We start from the raw sequence: 19,714 nt of genomic DNA on the forward strand, positions 1-19,714 counted from the left end.
GTTAACACCACACATTAAGGTGTTTGATGGAAACCAACAATCAAGCGCCTAAAGGTCAAGTTTAACCTTGGTTCTGTCACCTTTAATCGCTTTGGAAGTGAGTGTTCCCAATCCGCTTGCATAGGCCAATGCATAATAAGTAAGTCCCCACTATCAAGGCATAGACTTATTTTTTGCTGGGTCTTTTTATGGCGAAGGAAAAAGTCTCGGCTAGCACCTAAGGTGACAGAAGCAATATCACTTCCTGCTTCAATCTCCTTCTCATCATCACTATGCCAGCCCATCGACTCGTGGCCGTCGGCATAACGGTTCACTAAGACTCCATTACTATTAAGCCCGAACTCTCGGGCTAATTTTTGCCGCAGCTTATACGCATATTTAGGCCATGGCAGGGCATGTATAAATAAACCGGAATAAACATAGTCACACCCTTTATCGGCAAACCACACCTGGCTACGTGGAATAGGATGCTGCGAACCATAAACGCACACTTCTGGGCGGGTGAACGGATAAGTTACAGACTCTGTTATCAGCGCCTTTTGTTGCGCGCTATTGAGATAGCCCTTAATTAAGCTGTAAGGCAGCTCAGATTCGGGCTTAGCTCTTGCAACTGAAGTCACTAATGCCTGTTGAGAGGGGACCAAATCGGTAAAATCAGACCTAACGAGCCCTAAATCCTCCTGTTTCATCGTCAAACCTCTCACCTGCAGCAGATATCATAATTCACATCATATACCTGAGATCATAAATCTGCGATAATATGCGCCCTAATTTATTTGGTACTTATTGGCATATGACGACACAATTTTCAGTATCGGGTATTGAACTCGAACTCCTCCGTTACCCTAGCAGACAAGAGTCTAACTTGCAGGCATGGGACGCTGCCGATGAGCACCTAATAAAGCACTTAATCGATACAGAACAAACCAACATCAACACTGCGATTATCAATGATAACTTCGGAGCATTGACCGCAGGTCTATTGTCAATCGACCCAAGCTGGGCACTCACATTAGAGACTGACGCTAAGACCAGCTTATTGGGCACGACGCAGAACCTTAGCCGTAATCAGTTACCCACAGACACCCTTACCTGGGTCAACAGTTGTGATGAGCTGCCTCAAGGGTTTGAGTTGGTACTAATGAAGTTGCCAAAGAACCTCAACTACTTTAGCCACCAGCTAAATCGATTATCACATGTGTTGCCAGCAGGCACCCGAGTGTTAATTGGCGCTAAAGCAAAATCGATCAATAAGTCACTGCTAGAGACGATCGAGAAGAATTTAGGAGCGGCAAGCGCCAGCCTGACGTGGAAAAAAACCCGCGTGATCACCTGTATTAGCGATGGTAAAGTGCGTCCCTTACCAAAAGCGACGACTTGGTCTGTACCTGAATTTAAACTGCAGATCACCAACCTCAGTAACGTCTTTGCCGCCAACAAACTCGATATTGGTGCACGGATCATGCTCGATAACATGCCCAAAGGCGACTTTAAATCGATAGTCGACTTAGGCTGTGGTAACGGTATTTTAGGCTTACACGCTAAGCAGGTATTCCCTGAGGCTTATATTCACTTTATCGATGACTCAGAGATGGCAGTTGCCTCTGCCAGAGAAAACTGGGCTCTCAATAAATTAGATAACCCGGCACTAGTCGGTGAGCAAGCTACCTTTGGCTGGGATGATTGCTTGACTCATATGAGCGAAGGGTTTCGTCCTGACTTAATCTTATGTAATCCACCATTTCACCAAGGTGAAGCGATTACCGACCATATCGCATGGCAGATGTTCTTAGATGCCTTTAGACGCTTAAAAAATGGCGGAATTTTACATGTGGTGGGTAACCGTCACTTGGCGTATCACGTTAAGTTACAGCGTATTTTTAAAAACTGCACCACAGTCGCATCGAATGGAAAATTTGTTATTTTGCAGGCACAGAAAATCAGCAAGAAGGCCCTAGAACCCGAACTAGAACAAGAGTCAGATCTTAATTCAAAGCTTGACGCTAACACTGAAGTTCCACACCCGCAAAGTGCCTTATACGGCAAACCAAAAGCCTGATCTATTCTAGCCTCGAAAATAAAAACCACCTTCTAATAAGGTGGTTTTTGTTATAAGCAATGGCTTATGGGCAAAGGGAAATGGCTTTGCACCTCACATTCAAAAGCTACCATAGAGCAAAATGATCTTCGGTTAAGCCTTGTACGGCTTGTAACAGATGCTTTTGCCCAAAGTTATCAATAATGTAACCGTCAAAGTAGCCTAGATATTGCCTGAAATTACTCTTCAAGAGCCATAGATTTAACTTTTCTTGGCGACAATTTTGCGCAGTAAAAAATAGCTCGATTTGGCCGTTGTCAGAATAAACCCGCCAGTGTCCCACAGGTTCAGTTTTGTCTCGCTGGCGAATAAACTCAAAGTGAACCGGGCCGAGCAGATGGCGCTCACCATCATGCCAAAACACATTCTCATGACACCCTGTCTCATTAACGCCCGCCGCTAAGTTAAGCCCAATGCTCCCCAGCTCCGTTAAACAGTTAATACTTGCCCAGCGCCAACTGGTTTCACGGCGCATGTATCCGGCGCTAAAATCATATCCAGCTGTGACTCGCTGTAGGGGCTGTGGTTCGTGGTTAATCAACAGACTGCCTTTCACATTTAAGGCATTGTGCTTTTGGGTATAGGTCCAGCCGCTATAGCCTGTCGGGTTGCACATCGCCATCGGTAAGCTTAGGGCTGTTGGATGCAAAGTTAAATCGGCCTCAATCCCGAGGGCATCTAATTTAATTCGCCACACTCCCTGCTCAATAGCAAACTCAAGCCCGCCCTTAGCACCTTTTATCTTGGCCAATCCCTGCATAGGTGATGACGACATCTGATAGCCCATCCCAAGCGGTCTTAGCCAACGGGTTTCAATAAGCCTATTTCTATGAATGTCATACAGGTAGCAAAATGCGCTGCCAAGGTAGCGAATATCGGCTATCGCCATACCGATAACGAAGTGAGGCGTTACTATGCTGACAAATTGAAACTGCTTATAGTCAAAATACTTAGACCATGAGGATGCAGGCTTATCCATCTCATTAAAGTAAGCAAACTTATCGATGGCGAGTTGCTCAACCGGGCCATCGAAATGGCCATAAACCGGGCAACCTGTATCATCAATCAGACTATTAGGTGCGGCGGCACTGGTCAGTAATTTAGGTGTCCAAGTCGGGTTATTTTCTGGCATAAATCAAGTTCCCAATAGCATCGTCACACCTTTACTCTAGCTGGAAGTGACGCCAGTTAAAAGCTGCTGAACTTTTTTATTACTCCAGCAAAAACGTGCAACAACCAAGCTGCGATAAGTTACAAAATAATCGTTACATTAAAACAAGCTAAAAACAATAAAAGCGCCTTAATGGCGCTTTTATTAATTGATCCCGATTTTACAAAAATTGACGAACAATCCTTGAATTAAAAGCGATAACTCATGCCTATATTCAAATTCTGTACTTCGAGTGTTTGTACTGGCACATATTGGTACTCGATATTAATTCCTATTCCAGAATTAAATCTGAGTCCCCAGCCAACTGCGGCATATATGTCGGTCCCATTCGTTTCTATATGGCTCACTTCGTCACTGCCCCAGCGACCAACGTCATAGGAAAGTTCATTTGCACTAGCACCTACTTTTGCATACAAACGATTACTTGCAGATAGCCTGTACTCCCCATACAAAGTCGCTCTATACCCAGAGTACTCAATATCCGTAACACTGCTAATAATTCCCGTAAAGATACTCGCAACTCCGCCACTACCAGCAAAGTATCCAGCCTCAATACCAAAATTACTGTGCCACATGTAGCGGTAATAAATGTCAGCAACAAAATTGTCACCACCGCTACTGCTGTGACTTTCAGATTTATCTAAATCTTGAAAACCGTAACCAACACTTCCCCCAAAAATATGGGGAGACTCTGCAGCAACATTACAACTTAACAAACCCATAAAAAGCATTGTAAAAATACGCATATAAATCCCTTAATGCACTCAACACAAAGCTGTTACACCGCACGCTTAACTGATTGTAAATCGCACAAATAAAATACTGCAATAGCTTTGACAACGCAATCCACCTTTAATGAGCCTAAAGCAGTCAAATAGAAAAATTAAAAGCTGGATCTGGAATCTCAAACATCTTCTGGTATGCTGATGCCACTTCAAATTTGATAAATTATTATGATAATGAAACGTCTACTTTTACTTATTACCGCTGCAATCTCACTTGTAGGCTGCGCTAGCCAAGGTCCATCTCATATAGCGTTAAACCCTGAGGTGCCAAACATTACTCAGCAAACTGAAATAGAACTTCCCGTCGCATTAGAAACGATTGATACCCGTTCAGCTAACTTTATTGTCCGCTTTAACGACGGCGACAAGGCCGCACGCTTAGTGAGCCCGAGTGAAGCGCCAAGAGTACAGATGGACCAAGTATTTAGGGATGGCTTTACCCAGGCTGGATACCGAATAGACCCTAGTTCAGTCAATCACATGCAGTTCCAGTTAGAACAGTTACTAACAGATGTCGAAGAAGGTACGTTCGGTTTTGAAGCTAATAGCCAGATTATCATCAATGTGATTGCTAAGAACGCCAATCAAGAACTCACAAAACGCTATCGTGCAAAAGGCTTATTAAAAGGTCCATTTAGTGCCGACTTTGCAACTCTCGAGCTTGAGATGAATAAATTATTGGGCGAACTCACTCGCGACATCATCAATGATCCTGAGCTTAATCAGTTCATACAGCAATAACGTCGTGGCTTACCATTATTAAGGGAACATTATGAGATCTTGGATTATAAAAGCGCTGGTATCGATAAGCCTATTACTTGCAAGCCAGCTTACTTATGCGGTAGACATCCAGCCCAACACCCTTTACCCACAAGTCGAACTCGACACTAGCATGGGCACAATTGTGGTGGAGTTAGATAGAACCCGATCGCCAATCACCGTCGATAATTTTCTAACTTATGTTGTTAAAGGCCACTATGACAACACCCTGTTTCACCGAGTGATCGCAGACTTTGTGGTACAAGGTGGCGGCTTAGATTTAAATAAGCAAGAAAGACCAACTGACAAGTCTATCGTCAATGAATCAGGCAATGGCCTGTCTAACCTAACGGGTACCATAGCCATGGCTCGAGAAGCTGAGCCACACACGGCCACCAGCCAATTTTACTTTAATGTGGTCGATAATGAGAAGTTAGATCCCTCTTCTCGCCGCTGGGGCTATACCGTTTTTGGTGAGGTCACCTCCGGCATGGAAGTATTACAAGCGATGTCACTGGTTCCTACAGAGTTCAATACTCAGATAGAGTGGCCTGACTTTCCAGTGCAAGATATTGTTCTAAAAAAGGCGACCCTGCTACCTAGAAACTAGCAGATATGTCGGTTGAAATATTTTACCGATATGAGTTGTGAAATATTTTGAAATAATTTGAAATATTTTGAGCAAAAGCTATAACTTTCTGCCTATACTTATTTCGTTAAGTAAAAGGAGGCGGCTCAATGACACCTAACGAGTTCATTGATAACAAGGCGCCCCAGCTGGCTTTCTATGGAAAAGCGTTTTTGAGCGATAAGCTCGACTTCAAAGAGATCCAGCTATATCTATGGGACACCCTAGAAGAATGGCAGATGTACAATCATCAGGGTGATGCGCAAACAGATATGGAACGTGTGTTTTGGCACTTACTACATGCCTTTGACAGGTGGCCGAGTTGGACCATTCGAGGCAATCATTTTTTGCGAAAGCAAATAGATGATTGCTGTGACTACCTAAGTATTGGTGGTCAAATACCTCGAGGCTGTATCGGGATTAGACCTTAGCATCTAAAACGATAGTGGCTAAAATATTAGTATCCATACGCAAAATATCCACCAGAAGGGCGTTCTAAGCTCTACCAAAGCCCAGACCACTATTTTGGTTTGGGCTTTTTATTGCCTGCTCATAAAGCGTAAATCAATGTCCATTGAGATTAATCTCTTGAACCTAACTCCGCTCAGCCGTAAGCTAAGTACATCTATTCCAGCAAAGCTCGCTTATGTCTTCAGCATCCGTGCCCTCTTTTTTTCAGCGCTTCAAAGACGCCGCCTCAATTTACTGTCACAAACGAGTTCTCATTCTGTTGTTACTCGGATTTTCTGCGGGCCTGCCGCTGATGCTAGTTTTCTCTACTTTATCTTTTTGGCTTAGGGAAGCCGGTGTTGACCGCACCGCTATTGGTTATTTTAGCTGGATTGCACTCGCCTACGGTTTTAAGTGGGCATGGTCACCGCTTGTGGATCGGATGTCACTACCTGTCTTCACCCGGCTTTTAGGTCGCAGGCGTGGCTGGATGATGTTCGCACAGCTGCTGCTAGTTGCAGCCATTGTCGGCATGAGCCAAAGCGACCCTCTTGCCGATCTTGAAAGACTAGCGTTATTTGCCTTAATGGTCGCATTTGCCTCAGCGACTCAAGACATCGTTATCGATGCATTTCGTATTGAGTCTGCGCCAGTAAAAATGCAGGCAGCTCTTGCAGCGGCCTATCAGGTAGGTTATCGCAGCGCGATGATTATTGCGACGGCAGGGGCTTTAACCATTGCCGCCTGGATAGAACCGAATAACGAGGCCTATAGTTTAGTTTCTTGGCAAACAGCGTACTTAGCGATGGCCGGATTGATGTCTGTTGGCATTTTAACCACACTGTTTAGTAAAGAACCCGTCGTTGAAACTAAAGAGGCTGACGAGAAGGAAGCGAAATTAAAAATTGAGTTTGCTGCGCGATACCCTAAAGCCGTCGCGGCTAGCCTTTCTTGGCTCTATACCGCAAGTGTGCTGCCCTTTATCGATTTCTTTAAACGTTACGGTCGCAGCGCAATTCTTATCCTATTACTGATCTCTTGCTACCGTATTTCAGATATCGTGATGGGGATTATGGCTAACGTTTTTTACGTCGACATGGGTTTTTCGAAAACTGAAATTGCGACATTAAGTAAGATCTATGGCCTGATAATGACCTTGGTAGGCGCTGGTGCAGGCGGCTTACTGATCGCCCGTTATGGCACCATGAAGATACTCTTCTTAGGGGCATTTCTAGTGGCGGTGACAAATCTGCTTTTTGCCTATCAAGCCATGATTGGCTATGACGTTAGTTTTTTAACCTTCGCTATCTCGGTGGATAATTTCAGTGCAGGGATCGCCACTGCAGCCTTTATCGCCTACTTATCGAGTTTAACCAGTAGTGGTTACAGTGCGACTCAATATGCACTGCTATCCTCGATTATGCTGCTATTTCCTAAGTTTGTTGCCGGCTTCTCCGGCGCCTATATCGATGCTTATGATTATGTCAGCTTCTTTATCGCTGCCAGCTTGATTGGTTTCCCTGTACTTGGGCTTATTATGCTGGTACAGAAATATGCCCCCAACCCAAGCCTTACTGAACAAGCTGAGGTTGAGGCTAATGATGTAAGTAAAGAGTCCAGTTTCTAAAGAGGTTTGTACTCTATTAAGTTATCGAGGCTTATAAGGTGAGAGCTTAGAATTAAAAAAGACGCTTAAAATACAATTTTTTAAGCGTCTTTAATGTTCTTTCTTCGCAGCAAAACCAAGTTTACACGTTAGCCGCGAAAACGATTAATCACGAAGTAATTAATCGCGGAAATTATTAAACTGGAATGGCTGCCCAAGTTCAGATTCGCGAGCCAGTGCCATCACCTGTTGCAGGTCATCACGCTTCTTACCCGTTACACGAACCGAATCGCCTTGAATAGAGGACTGCACCTTAAGCTTGCTATCTTTAATCAACTTAACTAGCTTCTTAGCGACTAAGGTTTCTATACCTTCTTTGAACTTCACTTTTAAAGAGAAGGTTTTTCCGCTGTGTACCGCTTTCTCATCGACATCCATCGACTTAGGGTCTACATCACGCTTACTCATCTGCATACGCAGAATATCCACTAATTGACGGCACTGGAAATCATCTTCTGCCGTTAAGGTCACAATGTGGTCTTTATATTCGATGCTGGCTTCTTTGCCACGAAAGTCGAAACGACCCTTCAATTCACGAACAGAATTATCAACCGCGTTACGCAGTTCAACTTCATTTACTTCTGAGACAATATCCATTGAAGGCATAAGTTTGGTCCTTAAAAAATGTTTGTAACCGTATTTTACCCACAGAGCAGCTGAACTTGAAGTAAATAAACCATAAAAGCAGATGAAATTGCGGGTTATTAATGACTTTACCTGCAGGTTTTCTTATGATTGAGACAAATGACACAGATGAATATGACGTGATAAACAGACAAGTAATTTTTAAATGGGCGCTAGCTTTAATGCTTATTCTGGTGAGTTACTTGGTTTTCTCTAAGCCTAGCTACCCAACGGGGATCCCTAACTTTGATAAAATTGGCCATGTTGGCAGTTTCTTTGTTTTGTCATACCTTACCTATTTAGCTTTTAGGCCTAAATGGTACACTCTTGCGGTGATCTTAGCTGGCTACGCGGTATTTATCGAAGCTGTGCAATCACAGCTCTCTTATCGTAGTGCCTCTTTCGCCGACTTTATTGCCGACATGGTAGGGATCTCGCTGTTCTACTTTACTCATTGGCTTTATTGTCGCTACTTTAAAACGGCTAAGCTCACCGAGCCAGACCTGCAGTAACCTAACATGTCTTCAATATCATCAACTCCGCTCGCGCCTAAACAGATAGCCGCTAAACAGATAACTATTCTAGGCGCAGGAGCCATTGGCCAGCTCATCTACCATCAGCTTGCCAAGGCTAATCGGCAAACGGCTGAGCGACTAAATTTTATCGGCAAAGAGGCTCATTCCGCTATTATCCCGCTTAAATTTACCGCGCTTGATGGCCAGCTATCCACTCGTCACGCCAAGTTTATCGGCCTTGAAGATTATGCCGAGGAGCTCGCCAATACCGAGCTATTGCTCGTCTGCGTTAAGGCTTATCAAGTCAGAGCAGCACTTAGCGCTGTATTGCCTTACCTGCCTGCTGACGCCCATGTTCTGCTGCTGCATAATGGGCTGGGGCCACACCTAGATGTTCAGCCAGAGCTTGCGGGTCGTAGCTTAAGCCTTGGTACAACCTCACAAGGCGCGTTCAGAATAGATAGGTACCAGGTAAAACAGACGGGAGCGGGCCTGACTCAGCTTGGGCCATTTATTGGGGCCGAGCTGAGTGAAGAACTTAAGACATTATTACTGAGCAATATTGACCAAAGTACATGGCATGCAGATATCTTACCGCTGCTTTGGCAAAAACTGGCTATCAATGCGGCAATAAACCCCTTAACGGCTATCCATAATTGCCCTAATGGTGAGCTAGCCAACCTTGAGTATCGCGATACGATCCACAAAGCCGTCAGAGAGCTAGTTGAGGTTGCCACAGCCGATGGCCTCAAGCTAGAGCTAGCGCTTTTAATTGAGCGTGTTTATCAAGTTATCGGGCTAACTGCACAAAACTTCTCTTCTATGCATCAAGATGTCTATCATCAAAGGCAAACTGAGATAGATGCGATTAATGGCTTCGTTTTAGAGCGAGCCAAGGCTCATAAAATTGTAACGCCTTATAATCAGGATCTCGTCGAACAGATAAAGTCGCTAGAAGCTAAATACCGCAGCTAATACTCATACGTGAGATTAATTTTGTTTTCACGCACTAGCCCTCCTTGTGTTTATAACTAAAAGTTAAGTATTTCATAAAGTAAAAACCTCAAGCAGGATCCTCAATCCTGACTAAAATTAATTCTGTTGGCCCAATTTACAATAGTGTAATGGCAGAGAAGACAGGCGCGTTCGATGCAAAGAGAACAATGGAATTCTAGGACAGGCTTTATTCTAGCAGCTGTAGGCTCAGCCATCGGCCTCGGAAATATATGGCGCTTTCCCTATATGGCCTACGAGAATGGCGGCGGTGCGTTTTTCATTCCTTATCTATTTGCCATGCTCACAGCAGGCATTCCCTTTATGATAATGGAGTTTAGCCTCGGTCATAAGTACCGCGGCGCTGCACCAAAAATCTTCGCCCAGCTCGGTAAATCACTTGGTTTTCGGCTGGAGTGGCTAGGCTGGTTTCAAGTATTTATCGCTGCAGTCATCGCTATCTATTATGTGGCAATCATTGGCTGGGCTATCTCCTACTTCACTTTTTCCATAACCCAAAGCTGGGGTACCGACACCAACGCCTTCTTCTTTAACGAATACCTGCAATTAGGCGATAACTCCCCAACCAAATTAGGCTCTATACAGTTCCATATTGCCATCCCGATGGCGATTGCTTGGAGTATTACCACTTTGGCGGTTTATAGTGGCGTAAAAGGCGGTATTGAGCGTGCCAGCAAGATAATGATGCCTCTACTGTTCATTATGGTGCTGCTATTTATTGCGCGGATTATTTTTCTTCCCGGAGCTTTAGAGGGGCTTAACTACCTGTTTAGACCTGATTTCAGCAGAATTTTAGATGCTAGAGTTTGGTCCGCGGCCTATGGTCAGATATTTTTCACCTTAAGTGTCGGCTTCGCCATTATGCTGGCCTACTCTAGCTATCTGCCAGAAAAGTCCGACATTAATAACAATGCCTTTATGACGGTACTGATCAACTGTGGCTTCTCTATCTTAGGCGGCATTATGATCTTCTCCGTACTCGGCTATATGTCAGCGGAGCAAGCCAAACCCATCACAGATGTGGTGTCATCTGGTGTAGGGCTCGCCTTTGTCACCATACCTGCGGCCATTAATTTACTGCCTGCCCCCTATATTCTGGGTCCGCTATTCTTCTTAGCCTTAGTCGTGGCAGGCATTAGCTCACATATCTCGATTATTGAAGCGGTGGTCTCAGCGGTAATAGATAAACTGTCGATTTCTCGAAAAAAAGCCGCACTCTTGGTTTGCGGAACTGGATTTATTTTATCCATGGCCTTTTCGAGCAACGGCGGATTATTGCTGCTCGATCTTGTCGACTACTTCATTAATAACATCGCCTTACTCTCTAGTTGCCTAATAGAGCTGATTATTCTCGCCTGGCTATTTAAGATTGCCGATATTCGCGACTACGCCAATCGATGCAGTGAGTTTAGTATCGGTAAGTGGGCTGAGATCTGCTTGCGCTTTATCGGCCCAATCATGCTGGCAATTATTCTCGTTAAGAACCTTGTCAATACATTGGCCAATGGCTACGGTGACTATCCGATAGTTGACCAGCTATTTCTTGGCTGGGGATTAGTGGCCAGCATGCTATTTGTCGCCATCTTTATCAGCGTCATTTCTGGCAACAACTCAAAGGAGCCTAAAGCATGAGTACCGGTGCAATTATAATGATGATATTCGCTTTGCTAATTACTTGGGGAGGTGCAGCGGTTTGCATAGCGATAGCAATGAGGGCCTCTAGACGAAATGAACAGCATTGATAGGTAACCACATTTAGGGCTGGACATATAAATACAGTAATAAATCCATCTATTGAATTAAGTGGTTTAGGGCTGAAAATAGAAAGGAGCCTTAAGGCTCCTTTATTCATGCTGTACATTTAGTAGTTCTTGATATGGACCTCAGGATGAGCACTATCGGTTTTTATGTACATATCAACCTTATCGCCATGAACATCGAAACGGGTTGAAGTGACAGTTCCCATCATCTCGCCTCGGCCCTTCCAAAGCACAGAGCTCTCTGCAAAATGTTGAGATTGGGCTTTCGTTGTATCCACAGTGGCTTTTTGCATAAACGCTTCCGCTGCAGCCTGACGCGCTAAAGACTTAGCGCCAAAAGTATCGTCAACGAAAGTTTTAGACTGATACAAAGAGTGATTAGCATGCACCGTCTTATCTGCATATGAGTAACTCACCTTGCCACCATTGCTACTAAAGTTATTCTCGATATTCATAACGGGCTTTTCAGCGTCAATAACCGTATAGGTGAAAAAGGCGGTGTATTCATCGTAAGCATTAAACACAGAGATCAAATCGCTTGGCTGCTCAATATTATAAGCTTCCCAGCTAAGATAATATGATGGCGTTGAATTAGCCGTTAAGATCTCGCCGCCAGCTTTCTCTCGAGCAGTGCCTTCATCGGCCATGGTATTCATCAGTATGGCTTGGCCGCCTTTAGCAATACCGCCATAAGGAATTAATCCAGCCCATGTCTGAATAACTCGGGTTTTCCCATCAGAATCGGTGTGATTTAGCACTATCAAACCCTGATAATTAATTCCCATATAGTCGAAGTTAGCTTGTCCCCATGCGCGCCCCTTTTGATCTGACATGCCCATCACAGTGCATTTAGCTGGTGCAGCTGGATCATGAGCCATTTTTTCTGCCTGTAAGAACCCCATCCCTCCTGAGCGCTGAGACTCTAAAATAGCCTCATCAGACATACCTACAGCCAGCAATAAGTTTGGCGAACGGTTAAGAGACTCGGATAACCCTTGAATATATGCCGCGGCATCGGGTGAGCTTGCTTGAAGTTTGCCAAACACATCTTGACCGTCAAATGACTTAGACAAAGCGATAACATTGAGGCCCGGTAACATAACACCCAGGGTTTCATCAAAACGCTCAATCCCATCTAAGATCTGAGCTTTGGCAACCTCACCAACATGTTTGCCTAACTGATAACTTGAGCCCTCAAACTTAACTTCTGCAATTTGGTCTGTATGCTGAATAAGTTCAGCCTGTGCTCCCGCAGTGAATAACGAAGAAAAAGCTAGTGATACCGCAATGATTGTTCTGTTCATGTTAAGCCCCCTCACAAGATGTTGGGGCTAGAATAGACACTCTTGCTTTACTAAGCATTTCTAAGAGAGTTAGTTAACTTAGTATCCAAGCAATATTCCTGCAGGTGAACTTGTAGTTAAGCCTAGTAGTCCATACACTCTCAACTATCCTATTCGAGACTCTCTTTGAATAAATGAAACAAACTGATAAACAGCCAATATCGACAAATAACTCTCTATTAATCCTGCCCCAGACTTTTTCGCTACGTAGCTGTTTATGGTTATACCTAGTCGCAATTAGCTGCACTATTTTTAGCGTGCTGCTTTTAGACCGACCACTATCAACTTGGCTACACCACAATATTGATGCTAGCGCCATCTTTAAGCCACTCAGCCAGATGCCGTTGCTGTTCGAAGGTCTCTCAGCTATCATCATTCTGGCTTGCTTAAATTCAGCCTGGCGTAAGAAACTTGCCTCGATGGCGCTCACATTGATGTTAACCATAGTCATTGCTAGCATCGCTAGAGTTGGTGGTAAATTTGTATTTGGCCGTACTTGGCCAGAAACCTGGCTCCATACCGAAGCGGGCAGCAACCTCTCCTGGATCCACAACGGCGTAGAGGGATTTCACCCTTTTGCTATGGGTACTGCCTATAACTCCTTTCCCTCGGGGCACGCTCTGTTCACTTTTGCATTAGTCAGCGTATTTTGGTGGCACTTCCCAAAGCTTTATTGGTTATGGTTGTTAGCTATGCTTGGGGCTATAGCAGGCCAGTTAGGTCAAAATTATCATTTTCTTGGTGACTTGCTCGCCGGTGCAACTTTGGGAGTATTTTGTGCCCAGCTATCGATAGCCCTGAGCAGAGCCGCTCTTACATATAGAAAGCGGGATTAATGTTAGATACTGAAAATAATACCAATCAGTATAAGAATTTGATCTACTCAGAGCGATTTTTGGCAAACTAATTCAAGACGAATAGCTGCAATAATGGTTATTCCCTTATTAAGTTATTCAACGCAGAAGTAGGAAGCCAAAAACGCTCCAGAATGGCGAGTTTTAGCGGTTCTGATGCTGTGTTAACGAGCTTAACCGTAGAATAACTATGCCTTGCACTCGTTGCCTTGCCTCAAAACCGCTAAACTCTCGCTGAGCGACCAAATGTTTATACTGATTGGTATAACTCATGGTGATAGTGAAGCATTGGCAAAGCTGAGCTAACAAAAAGGGCAACGTATAGACGTTGCCCTTAATAATCACGGTAATTTTACTCGCTAAAAAAACCAGAATTCTAAAGTCCGTAGGTGTAACTAGCACCTAGGCCGAGTGGGAAACCAAGCGCCCAGTAGGCCAGCAACCAAACACTCCATATCGACATTAACGCTAAGCTAAATGGCAGCATCATAGAGATCAGCGTACCGATACCGATGTTCTTCACATAGCGCTGACAATAGACCACTACCAATGGGAAATATGGCATTAGTGGCGTGATAATGTTTGAACTAGAATCTCCGACGCGATAAGCAGCCTGAGATAGATCAGGGCTAATATTAAGCTGCATTAACATTGGTACTAATACAGGCCCAATCAATGCCCACTTAGCCGATGATGAGCCAACAAACAAGTTCACAAAGCCAACTAAGATAATCATACCGACAACGGTAATTTCAGCCGGTAAGTTTAAGGCTTTAAGTCCGCCCGCGCCTTCTACCGCAATCAATGCACCAAGGTTTGATGCCGAAAATGCCGCCACAAACTGAGCGCAGAAAAACGCCATAACGATGTAATGCGACATGCCGCTCATCGATTTAGACATCGCCTGCACCACATCTCCCGATGTTTTAAAGGCGCCAGTCATGTAACCATAGACGAGGCCGGGCAACATAAAGAAGATGAAAATCAGTGGCACAATGGACTGCATCAAAGGCGCTTTAAAGCTCGTTAAAGAACCATTGCTATCTCTTAGCGTTGAGGTCTCTGGCACTGTTAACGAGAAGAAGGCAGCAATAGCCACGACCATCACTAAAGTTGCTATGCGGAATGCTTTAATCTCAAGTGGCTTTTCCTCTTCCATCGCAGGAAGATCCACTTCGTCACGCTTAACCTTGTGAGTGCGATTTAAGCGAGGCTCTAATACTTTATCTGTTAGATACCAAATAACAAGTGTAATAGGGATACAAGAAGATGCCGCAAAGAACCAGTTATTTAACGGGTTAACTTCAATTGTGGGGTCAACAATCTGCGCTGCTGCTTGAGTAAAACTCTGCAGTAATGGGTCGATACCTGACGGGATAAAGTTAGCACAGAATCCACCTGATACACCTGCAAATGCAGCTGCAATACCCGCTAGCGGGTGACGGCCAACGGTAAAGAAGATCACGCCAGCAAGTGGAATAACGACGACATAGCCAGCGTCAGTTGCGGTGTGAGAAATAATACCAACAAGCACGACAGCAGGAGTTAAAAACTTAGCCGGAGTAATTTTTAACATGCGTTTTAGCGCAGTGTTAATAAAGCCAGAATGCTCAGCAACACCGACACCCAACATGGCAACCAATACCACACCTAATGGAGCAAATGCAGTGAAAGTCGTTACCATCGAGGTTAAGAACTTAGTCAGTGCCTCTGCGGTTAGTAGGTTATGAACCACAATTGGAGAATTAGTGGTTGGATCAATAGCATCAAAGCTTACGCCCGATAACAATGCTGATAGTGCCCACACTGCAAACATCAAAATCAAAAATAGCATTGCGGGATCGGGTAATTTGTTACCTACCCTTTCAATGCTGTCTAACGCCTTACCTAATATCCCTTGCGGCCCTTGATCCTCAAGCGCCTGTTTATCTGCTTTCATCATTCAACCTATTTATTATGTTCTTTCACGCTTAAGGCATGCCAGCTATCGGTGGCACAGCTTAATCGTGTGTCTTTTTTATAACTTACTAGAATAAATGTCTAATCTGTATCGAAACTTAATTTACATGGATCAAAACAATAAAACCCTGACATGATGCAGGGTTTTATTTTATTTAATAAGCCTAAAACAGCTTAAAGCACGTAGAATTTACTTACTGGTATCGATTGGCTCAAATGATTTAACCAGATCATCAACCGCCTTCATCTGAGTTAGATAATTTTCTAACTGATGTAGTGGCAATGCACACGGACCGTCACACTTAGCGTTATCTGGATCAGGATGTGCTTCAATAAACAAGCCCGCTAAGCCAAGAGCCATACCACTACGGGCAAGCTCTGTCGCTTGAGCACGACGTCCACCAGCACTATCACTTCGGCCACCCGGACGCTGCAGCGCATGAGTCGCATCGAAGATTACCGGATAACCCGTTTGCTTCATCTCATCCATACCTAGCATATCAACCACTAGATTGTTGTAGCCAAAGCTTGAGCCACGCTCACATAGCATGATTTCATCATTACCGGCTTCATTAAACTTAGTGATGATATGACGCATCTCATGCGGCGCTAAGAACTGCGGTTTTTTGACGTTGATAATGGCGCCAGTCTTTGCCATCGCCACGACAAGATCGGTTTGGCGAGCTAAGAATGCAGGTAACTGGATCACATCAACCACTTCAGCCACAGGAGCACACTGCTGAACTTCATGTACATCGGTAATCAAAGGCAGATTAAAGGTAGACTTAATCTCTTCAAAAATCTTTAAGCCTTCTTCCATGCCCGGACCACGGTAAGAGTTAACTGATGAGCGGTTTGCTTTATCAAAAGAAGCCTTAAAAACATAAGGGATCCCTAGCTTTTGAGTGACTTCGGCATAGGTTTCTGCAATTTGCATTGCCAAGTCGCGTGACTCAAGTACGTTCATGCCGCCAAACAGCACAAATGGCTTATCGTTTGCGATTTCAATCGAACCTAAACTAATGATTTTATTGCTCATCAATCTCTTCTCTCTTCGTGAGCCAAGGCCGATGCCTTGGCATTAATCAACTAAGTTTTCGCTGTCGTGCTAACTCGCTACAGCTTGTAAAATCTGACCACAGATCCATGCCATATAGGTGCCTAAAGCATAGCCCAATACCGCTAATAGCACACCTACTGGCGCTAACGCTGGGTGGAATGCTGCTGCCACAACGGGGGCTGATGCCGCGCCGCCAACATTGGCTTGGCTACCCACCGCCATATAGAACAGCGGCGCCTTAATAATCTTGGCCACTATTAACATGAAGCTAGCATGTACTAACATCCAAATGATACCGATGGCAAAGTACCAAAGGTTATCAGGATCTGCCAGCTTTGAAACATCCATATGCAGACCAATGGTGGCTACAAGAATGTACAAGAATGCTGTCGCGACTTTTGAAGCACCCGCAGCTTCGATATGTCGTACTCGTGTAAACGACAAGATTAAGCCTATCGTTGTTACCGTGACAATTAACCAGAAGAACTTTGAGGTTAGGCTATAATCTCGAGTCCACGGATAATTGGTTTCAAAAAATGGCCCTAAAAAATCGGCGACGATATGAGCAAGGCCGGTAACACCAAAACCTATTGCGACAATCATCATCAAGTCGCTCAAGCTAGGAATACGCGCATTCTCGGCATGATACTTTTCAACTTTATCTTTCAGAGCTTCAAGTGCAGTCGTGTCAGCGCCAGTTTTAGCATCGATCTCTTTAGCCTTTGATGCCATAAACAGCAGCACTGCCATCCAGATATTCGCCACGATAACGTCCACCGTGACCATGATTGAGAATATATCACCGCCTACATCATAAATTTCTTTCATCGCAGCCTGATTGGCACCGCCGCCAATCCAGCTACCAGCAAGAGTTGTCATACCACGCCAAACCGCATCGGGGCCAGTCACATTGAGTATCTCGGGGTTAATCGCCGAGACGATAAGCAGCGCAATCGGGCCACCGATCACAATTCCCACGGTTCCGGTTAGGAACATGATAATCGCCTTCGGCCCTAAAGAGAGAATCGCCTTTAAGTCGACACTCAAAATCAGTAGCACTAAGCAGGCTGGCAGCAGGTATCGTGACGCCACAAAATACAGCTGCGACGTATTACCATCGATAATATCGAAAGTATTTAATAACGATGGTAAGAAATAACACATCAGCAATGCGGGAACGTAAGTATAGAACTTCTTCCAAAACGCATTACTGCTATTACTGGTATAAAATACAAAACCAAGCACCACCGCCAAAATACCTAATGCGGTAGCGTCATTCGTCACCAGAGCGCTGGTCACTGAATCTGTACTACTCATGATCCTATCCCCTTAACATTGGCAATTTTTTGCCTAATTATTATTCTTGCTATTCAATTTGTTGGTATTACTTTTTAATCTTATTTTTGTTTTTAACGGCGCGTTTTTATACTTTTTCAAGCGTTGCGCTCTATTTTAAATATTTTGCCCTGACTCGAAGCGGCTACATCAACACAAAAGGGCCATTAAGGCCCTATTGTGATTCTTAATGGAAAGTTTCAACTTCCTCTTTAAGTTCTTTCAATTGCATTTTCACCAGTTCAATCACCGGATCATGCGGACTGTTTTCTACAAAGTGAGTCAAGTCTGCCGCGGCAACACTAATACAACCCAATTGCTGTGCAATAAAGGCACGCTCTCGGTTTAGATTCAAGTCATCACTATGCCATTGAAGCAGCAAGTTACAGCATTCCATCGCAGGCACAAATTTGTGAGCCAAGATGCTGCCCGCTTTCATCTCATGTAGCATTCTAGAAATAATTCGCTTAATACTTGCAGGCTTTAAATAGCTAGGTTTAAAACTAGCCCCATTACCTAGCTCGCCACGCACAAACACATGTAACTGATGTTTGGTCAGCTCTGTGCCTGTAAGTGGATCGATATAGCGAACTTCATCATCGATTTGACTACATAACACGGTTTGGCCGGGCAATAGCAGTAAATCCAATTTAAGATCTAACTGCTTTGCTAATAACATTAATACGGTCGCTAACGTTGTGCTATTACCTTGCTTCGAGGTTAAACACTTACCGAGATCGGCGGCCTCGGCACTGTAATAGTCCTCACGCGGGCAAAAACCTAAATCATTATAGAACCAGTTAAGCAGTCCCTTTAATCGTTCATGCCTATCAACAACATAGAAACTGAGTACAGACCCGGCTAATTCTAGCCATGCCCAGTTAGCATTCTTAACCTTTGAAAAACCTAAATGCTGGGCAATATCTAAGGCAGTCTCAGGAAGTTGGATCGAGTCGTTTATTTTGAAATCAGCCATTAACCCAGTAACACCGCTTGCTTAAACATTGCCAGTTTAGCCGCGTAAACCACCCAACCGATTGCGCCCAAGGCTGCAAACACTTTAAATAAAGTACCTCGGTTAGCTTTAAGCGCTATAGTTGCCAATATGATGTAAGCCGCAACGGCACCAAGCTTTTCAGTCATCCAAGGGTCGACGAATGGATACTGGTTAATTGAGAAGCATAAGATCACACCAGAGAGCAGTAATAAAGTATCGATAACGTGAGGCGCTATCTTAATCACTTTCTTTTCCATTACGGGTGACTTACGTAAATGCAGTACAAAACGGACTAAGAAAAACAATACGCTAGTCGCGATAAGCGTCATATGCAGGTGCTTAAACGCAGGGTATAAACTGTAAAAAGTTTCCATGAATAAAGATCTATTAGCCGATAATGGCGGCTAGTGTACCCCATACCTTAATCCATAACCAATATCCGGCGATGACAACAAGCAGAACTGCACAAAGTTTAACCACGGCGGCGTTTTACAGGTTACACCATCCCTCTATACTCGCGTGAAGTTTGGATGATGTTTGAGGTAGCTAAATGGCCTTAAGCCATCACTAAGCAGTTAAACGTAAAATAGCTGAATTTAATTGGCAACATTGGAAATGGGTCTGAACGGCTACCTTTAGGCTTAAAATAAAAAAGGCACTATCAATCGTGCCTTTTTTGTTTTCTAACGCCAAAAA

General features: G+C 44.2%; 20 protein-coding genes. 10 read left to right on the forward strand and 10 right to left on the reverse strand.

Features of this window, described 5'->3' with window-relative positions; genetic code table 11:
* Positions 1 to 14 precede the first annotated feature (14 nt).
* Positions 15 to 689 (reverse strand): alpha-ketoglutarate-dependent dioxygenase AlkB family protein, encoded by a 675-nt coding sequence (locus SHAL_RS16455; RefSeq protein WP_012278260.1) that lies wholly within the window; start codon positions 687 to 689, stop codon positions 15 to 17.
* Between the two features lie 104 nt (positions 690 to 793).
* On the opposite strand from SHAL_RS16455, the gene SHAL_RS16460 reads away from it, so the two are divergent.
* A complete protein-coding gene (locus SHAL_RS16460; protein WP_041416502.1) occupies positions 794 to 2,059 on the forward strand; it encodes a methyltransferase in 1,266 nt (421 codons plus the stop codon).
* Positions 2,060 to 2,165: 106 nt separating this feature from the next.
* Here SHAL_RS16460 and SHAL_RS16465 read toward each other — a convergent pair whose 3' ends face one another.
* Positions 2,166 to 3,230, reverse strand: a complete 1,065-nt coding sequence (locus SHAL_RS16465; protein ID WP_012278262.1) for a DUF2804 domain-containing protein — start codon at positions 3,228 to 3,230, stop codon at positions 2,166 to 2,168.
* A gap of 227 nt (positions 3,231 to 3,457) precedes the next feature.
* Positions 3,458 to 4,015, reverse strand: a complete 558-nt coding sequence (locus SHAL_RS16470; RefSeq protein ID WP_012278263.1) for a porin family protein — start codon at positions 4,013 to 4,015, stop codon at positions 3,458 to 3,460.
* 213 nt (positions 4,016 to 4,228) lie between these two features.
* Here SHAL_RS16470 and SHAL_RS16475 point away from each other — a divergent pair, with 213 nt between their 5' ends.
* The 4 genes from SHAL_RS16475 (at position 4,229) to SHAL_RS16490 (ending at position 7,518) form a co-directional block, all read left to right on the forward strand.
* Positions 4,229 to 4,795, forward strand: a complete 567-nt coding sequence (locus SHAL_RS16475) for a YajG family lipoprotein (protein WP_041416503.1) — start codon at positions 4,229 to 4,231, stop codon at positions 4,793 to 4,795.
* A gap of 31 nt (positions 4,796 to 4,826) precedes the next feature.
* The gene (locus tag SHAL_RS16480; RefSeq protein WP_012278265.1) at positions 4,827 to 5,423 is read left to right on the forward strand and encodes a peptidylprolyl isomerase; all 597 of its coding nucleotides are present in this window, start codon (positions 4,827 to 4,829) and stop codon (positions 5,421 to 5,423) included.
* Positions 5,424 to 5,551: 128 nt separating this feature from the next.
* Positions 5,552 to 5,872 carry a hypothetical protein gene (locus SHAL_RS16485; RefSeq protein WP_012278266.1) on the forward strand — a complete coding sequence of 107 codons (321 nt, stop codon included), beginning with the start codon at positions 5,552 to 5,554 and terminating at the stop codon, positions 5,870 to 5,872.
* A 215-nt stretch (positions 5,873 to 6,087) separates the two neighbouring features.
* Positions 6,088 to 7,518, forward strand: coding sequence for an AmpG family muropeptide MFS transporter (locus SHAL_RS16490; RefSeq protein ID WP_012278267.1), 1,431 nt, complete (start codon positions 6,088 to 6,090; stop codon positions 7,516 to 7,518).
* 159 nt (positions 7,519 to 7,677) lie between these two features.
* On the opposite strand, the gene SHAL_RS16495 is transcribed toward SHAL_RS16490, so the two are convergent.
* Positions 7,678 to 8,163: a YajQ family cyclic di-GMP-binding protein gene (locus SHAL_RS16495; protein ID WP_012278268.1), complete on the reverse strand. Its 486-nt coding sequence runs from the start codon at positions 8,161 to 8,163 to the stop codon at positions 7,678 to 7,680.
* A gap of 125 nt (positions 8,164 to 8,288) precedes the next feature.
* Here SHAL_RS16495 and SHAL_RS16500 point away from each other — a divergent pair, with 125 nt between their 5' ends.
* The 4 genes from SHAL_RS16500 (at position 8,289) to SHAL_RS23125 (ending at position 11,452) form a co-directional block, all read left to right on the forward strand.
* A complete protein-coding gene (locus SHAL_RS16500) occupies positions 8,289 to 8,693 on the forward strand; it encodes a VanZ family protein (RefSeq protein ID WP_398363414.1) in 405 nt (134 codons plus the stop codon).
* 6 nt (positions 8,694 to 8,699) lie between these two features.
* A complete protein-coding gene (locus SHAL_RS16505) occupies positions 8,700 to 9,671 on the forward strand; it encodes a ketopantoate reductase family protein (RefSeq protein WP_012278270.1) in 972 nt (323 codons plus the stop codon).
* A 174-nt stretch (positions 9,672 to 9,845) separates the two neighbouring features.
* A complete protein-coding gene (locus SHAL_RS16510; protein ID WP_012278271.1) occupies positions 9,846 to 11,342 on the forward strand; it encodes a sodium-dependent transporter in 1,497 nt (498 codons plus the stop codon).
* Between the two features lie 20 nt (positions 11,343 to 11,362).
* On the forward strand, positions 11,363 to 11,452 hold the full coding sequence (locus SHAL_RS23125; protein WP_263053421.1) for a MetS family NSS transporter small subunit: 90 nt from the start codon (positions 11,363 to 11,365) through the stop codon (positions 11,450 to 11,452).
* Positions 11,453 to 11,571: 119 nt separating this feature from the next.
* Here the strand turns inward: SHAL_RS23125 and SHAL_RS16520 are convergent, their stop codons facing one another.
* Positions 11,572 to 12,774, reverse strand: a complete 1,203-nt coding sequence (locus SHAL_RS16520) for a C45 family autoproteolytic acyltransferase/hydrolase (protein ID WP_012278272.1) — start codon at positions 12,772 to 12,774, stop codon at positions 11,572 to 11,574.
* A gap of 173 nt (positions 12,775 to 12,947) precedes the next feature.
* On the opposite strand from SHAL_RS16520, the gene SHAL_RS16525 reads away from it, so the two are divergent.
* Positions 12,948 to 13,649 carry a phosphatase PAP2 family protein gene (locus SHAL_RS16525; RefSeq protein WP_012278273.1) on the forward strand — a complete coding sequence of 234 codons (702 nt, stop codon included), beginning with the start codon at positions 12,948 to 12,950 and terminating at the stop codon, positions 13,647 to 13,649.
* A gap of 394 nt (positions 13,650 to 14,043) precedes the next feature.
* Here SHAL_RS16525 and SHAL_RS16530 read toward each other — a convergent pair whose 3' ends face one another.
* The 5 genes from SHAL_RS16530 to SHAL_RS16550 all read right to left on the reverse strand — a co-directional run bounded on the left by SHAL_RS16530 (position 14,044) and on the right by SHAL_RS16550 (position 19,392).
* Positions 14,044 to 15,606, reverse strand: coding sequence for an AbgT family transporter (locus tag SHAL_RS16530; RefSeq protein ID WP_012278275.1), 1,563 nt, complete (start codon positions 15,604 to 15,606; stop codon positions 14,044 to 14,046).
* A gap of 210 nt (positions 15,607 to 15,816) precedes the next feature.
* Complete coding sequence (gene kdsA, locus SHAL_RS16535) at positions 15,817 to 16,665, reverse strand: 3-deoxy-8-phosphooctulonate synthase (RefSeq protein ID WP_012278276.1); 849 nt, start codon at positions 16,663 to 16,665, stop codon at positions 15,817 to 15,819.
* A gap of 69 nt (positions 16,666 to 16,734) precedes the next feature.
* The gene (locus SHAL_RS16540; protein WP_012278277.1) at positions 16,735 to 18,003 is read right to left on the reverse strand and encodes a DUF819 family protein; all 1,269 of its coding nucleotides are present in this window, start codon (positions 18,001 to 18,003) and stop codon (positions 16,735 to 16,737) included.
* Between the two features lie 205 nt (positions 18,004 to 18,208).
* On the reverse strand, positions 18,209 to 18,997 hold the full coding sequence (locus SHAL_RS16545; protein WP_012278278.1) for a transglutaminase family protein: 789 nt from the start codon (positions 18,995 to 18,997) through the stop codon (positions 18,209 to 18,211).
* Positions 18,997 to 19,392 (reverse strand): SirB2 family protein, encoded by a 396-nt coding sequence (locus SHAL_RS16550; RefSeq protein ID WP_012278279.1) that lies wholly within the window; start codon positions 19,390 to 19,392, stop codon positions 18,997 to 18,999. The genes SHAL_RS16545 and SHAL_RS16550 overlap by 1 nt, the downstream gene beginning before the upstream one ends.
* Positions 19,393 to 19,714 lie beyond the last annotated feature (322 nt).

The organism is Shewanella halifaxensis HAW-EB4 (assembly GCF_000019185.1).
Lineage (GTDB): Bacteria > Pseudomonadota > Gammaproteobacteria > Enterobacterales > Shewanellaceae > Shewanella > Shewanella halifaxensis.

Coding starts and splice junctions, on each gene's coding strand:
- SHAL_RS16455 (WP_012278260.1), bottom strand. CDS start 689: ATGAAACAGGAGGATTTAGGGCTCGTTAGGTCTGATTTTACCGATTTG.
- SHAL_RS16460 (WP_041416502.1), top strand. CDS start 794: ATGACGACACAATTTTCAGTATCGGGTATTGAACTCGAACTCCTCCGT.
- SHAL_RS16465 (WP_012278262.1), bottom strand. CDS start 3,230: ATGCCAGAAAATAACCCGACTTGGACACCTAAATTACTGACCAGTGCC.
- SHAL_RS16470 (WP_012278263.1), bottom strand. CDS start 4,015: ATGCGTATTTTTACAATGCTTTTTATGGGTTTGTTAAGTTGTAATGTT.
- SHAL_RS16475 (WP_041416503.1), top strand. CDS start 4,229: ATGAAACGTCTACTTTTACTTATTACCGCTGCAATCTCACTTGTAGGC.
- SHAL_RS16480 (WP_012278265.1), top strand. CDS start 4,827: ATGAGATCTTGGATTATAAAAGCGCTGGTATCGATAAGCCTATTACTT.
- SHAL_RS16485 (WP_012278266.1), top strand. CDS start 5,552: ATGACACCTAACGAGTTCATTGATAACAAGGCGCCCCAGCTGGCTTTC.
- SHAL_RS16490 (WP_012278267.1), top strand. CDS start 6,088: ATGTCTTCAGCATCCGTGCCCTCTTTTTTTCAGCGCTTCAAAGACGCC.
- SHAL_RS16495 (WP_012278268.1), bottom strand. CDS start 8,163: ATGCCTTCAATGGATATTGTCTCAGAAGTAAATGAAGTTGAACTGCGT.
- SHAL_RS16500 (WP_398363414.1), top strand. CDS start 8,289: ATGATTGAGACAAATGACACAGATGAATATGACGTGATAAACAGACAA.
- SHAL_RS16505 (WP_012278270.1), top strand. CDS start 8,700: ATGTCTTCAATATCATCAACTCCGCTCGCGCCTAAACAGATAGCCGCT.
- SHAL_RS16510 (WP_012278271.1), top strand. CDS start 9,846: ATGCAAAGAGAACAATGGAATTCTAGGACAGGCTTTATTCTAGCAGCT.
- SHAL_RS23125 (WP_263053421.1), top strand. CDS start 11,363: ATGATATTCGCTTTGCTAATTACTTGGGGAGGTGCAGCGGTTTGCATA.
- SHAL_RS16520 (WP_012278272.1), bottom strand. CDS start 12,774: ATGAACAGAACAATCATTGCGGTATCACTAGCTTTTTCTTCGTTATTC.
- SHAL_RS16525 (WP_012278273.1), top strand. CDS start 12,948: ATGAAACAAACTGATAAACAGCCAATATCGACAAATAACTCTCTATTA.
- SHAL_RS16530 (WP_012278275.1), bottom strand. CDS start 15,606: ATGAAAGCAGATAAACAGGCGCTTGAGGATCAAGGGCCGCAAGGGATA.
- kdsA (WP_012278276.1), bottom strand. CDS start 16,665: ATGAGCAATAAAATCATTAGTTTAGGTTCGATTGAAATCGCAAACGAT.
- SHAL_RS16540 (WP_012278277.1), bottom strand. CDS start 18,003: ATGAGTAGTACAGATTCAGTGACCAGCGCTCTGGTGACGAATGACGCT.
- SHAL_RS16545 (WP_012278278.1), bottom strand. CDS start 18,997: ATGGCTGATTTCAAAATAAACGACTCGATCCAACTTCCTGAGACTGCC.
- SHAL_RS16550 (WP_012278279.1), bottom strand. CDS start 19,392: ATGGAAACTTTTTACAGTTTATACCCTGCGTTTAAGCACCTGCATATG.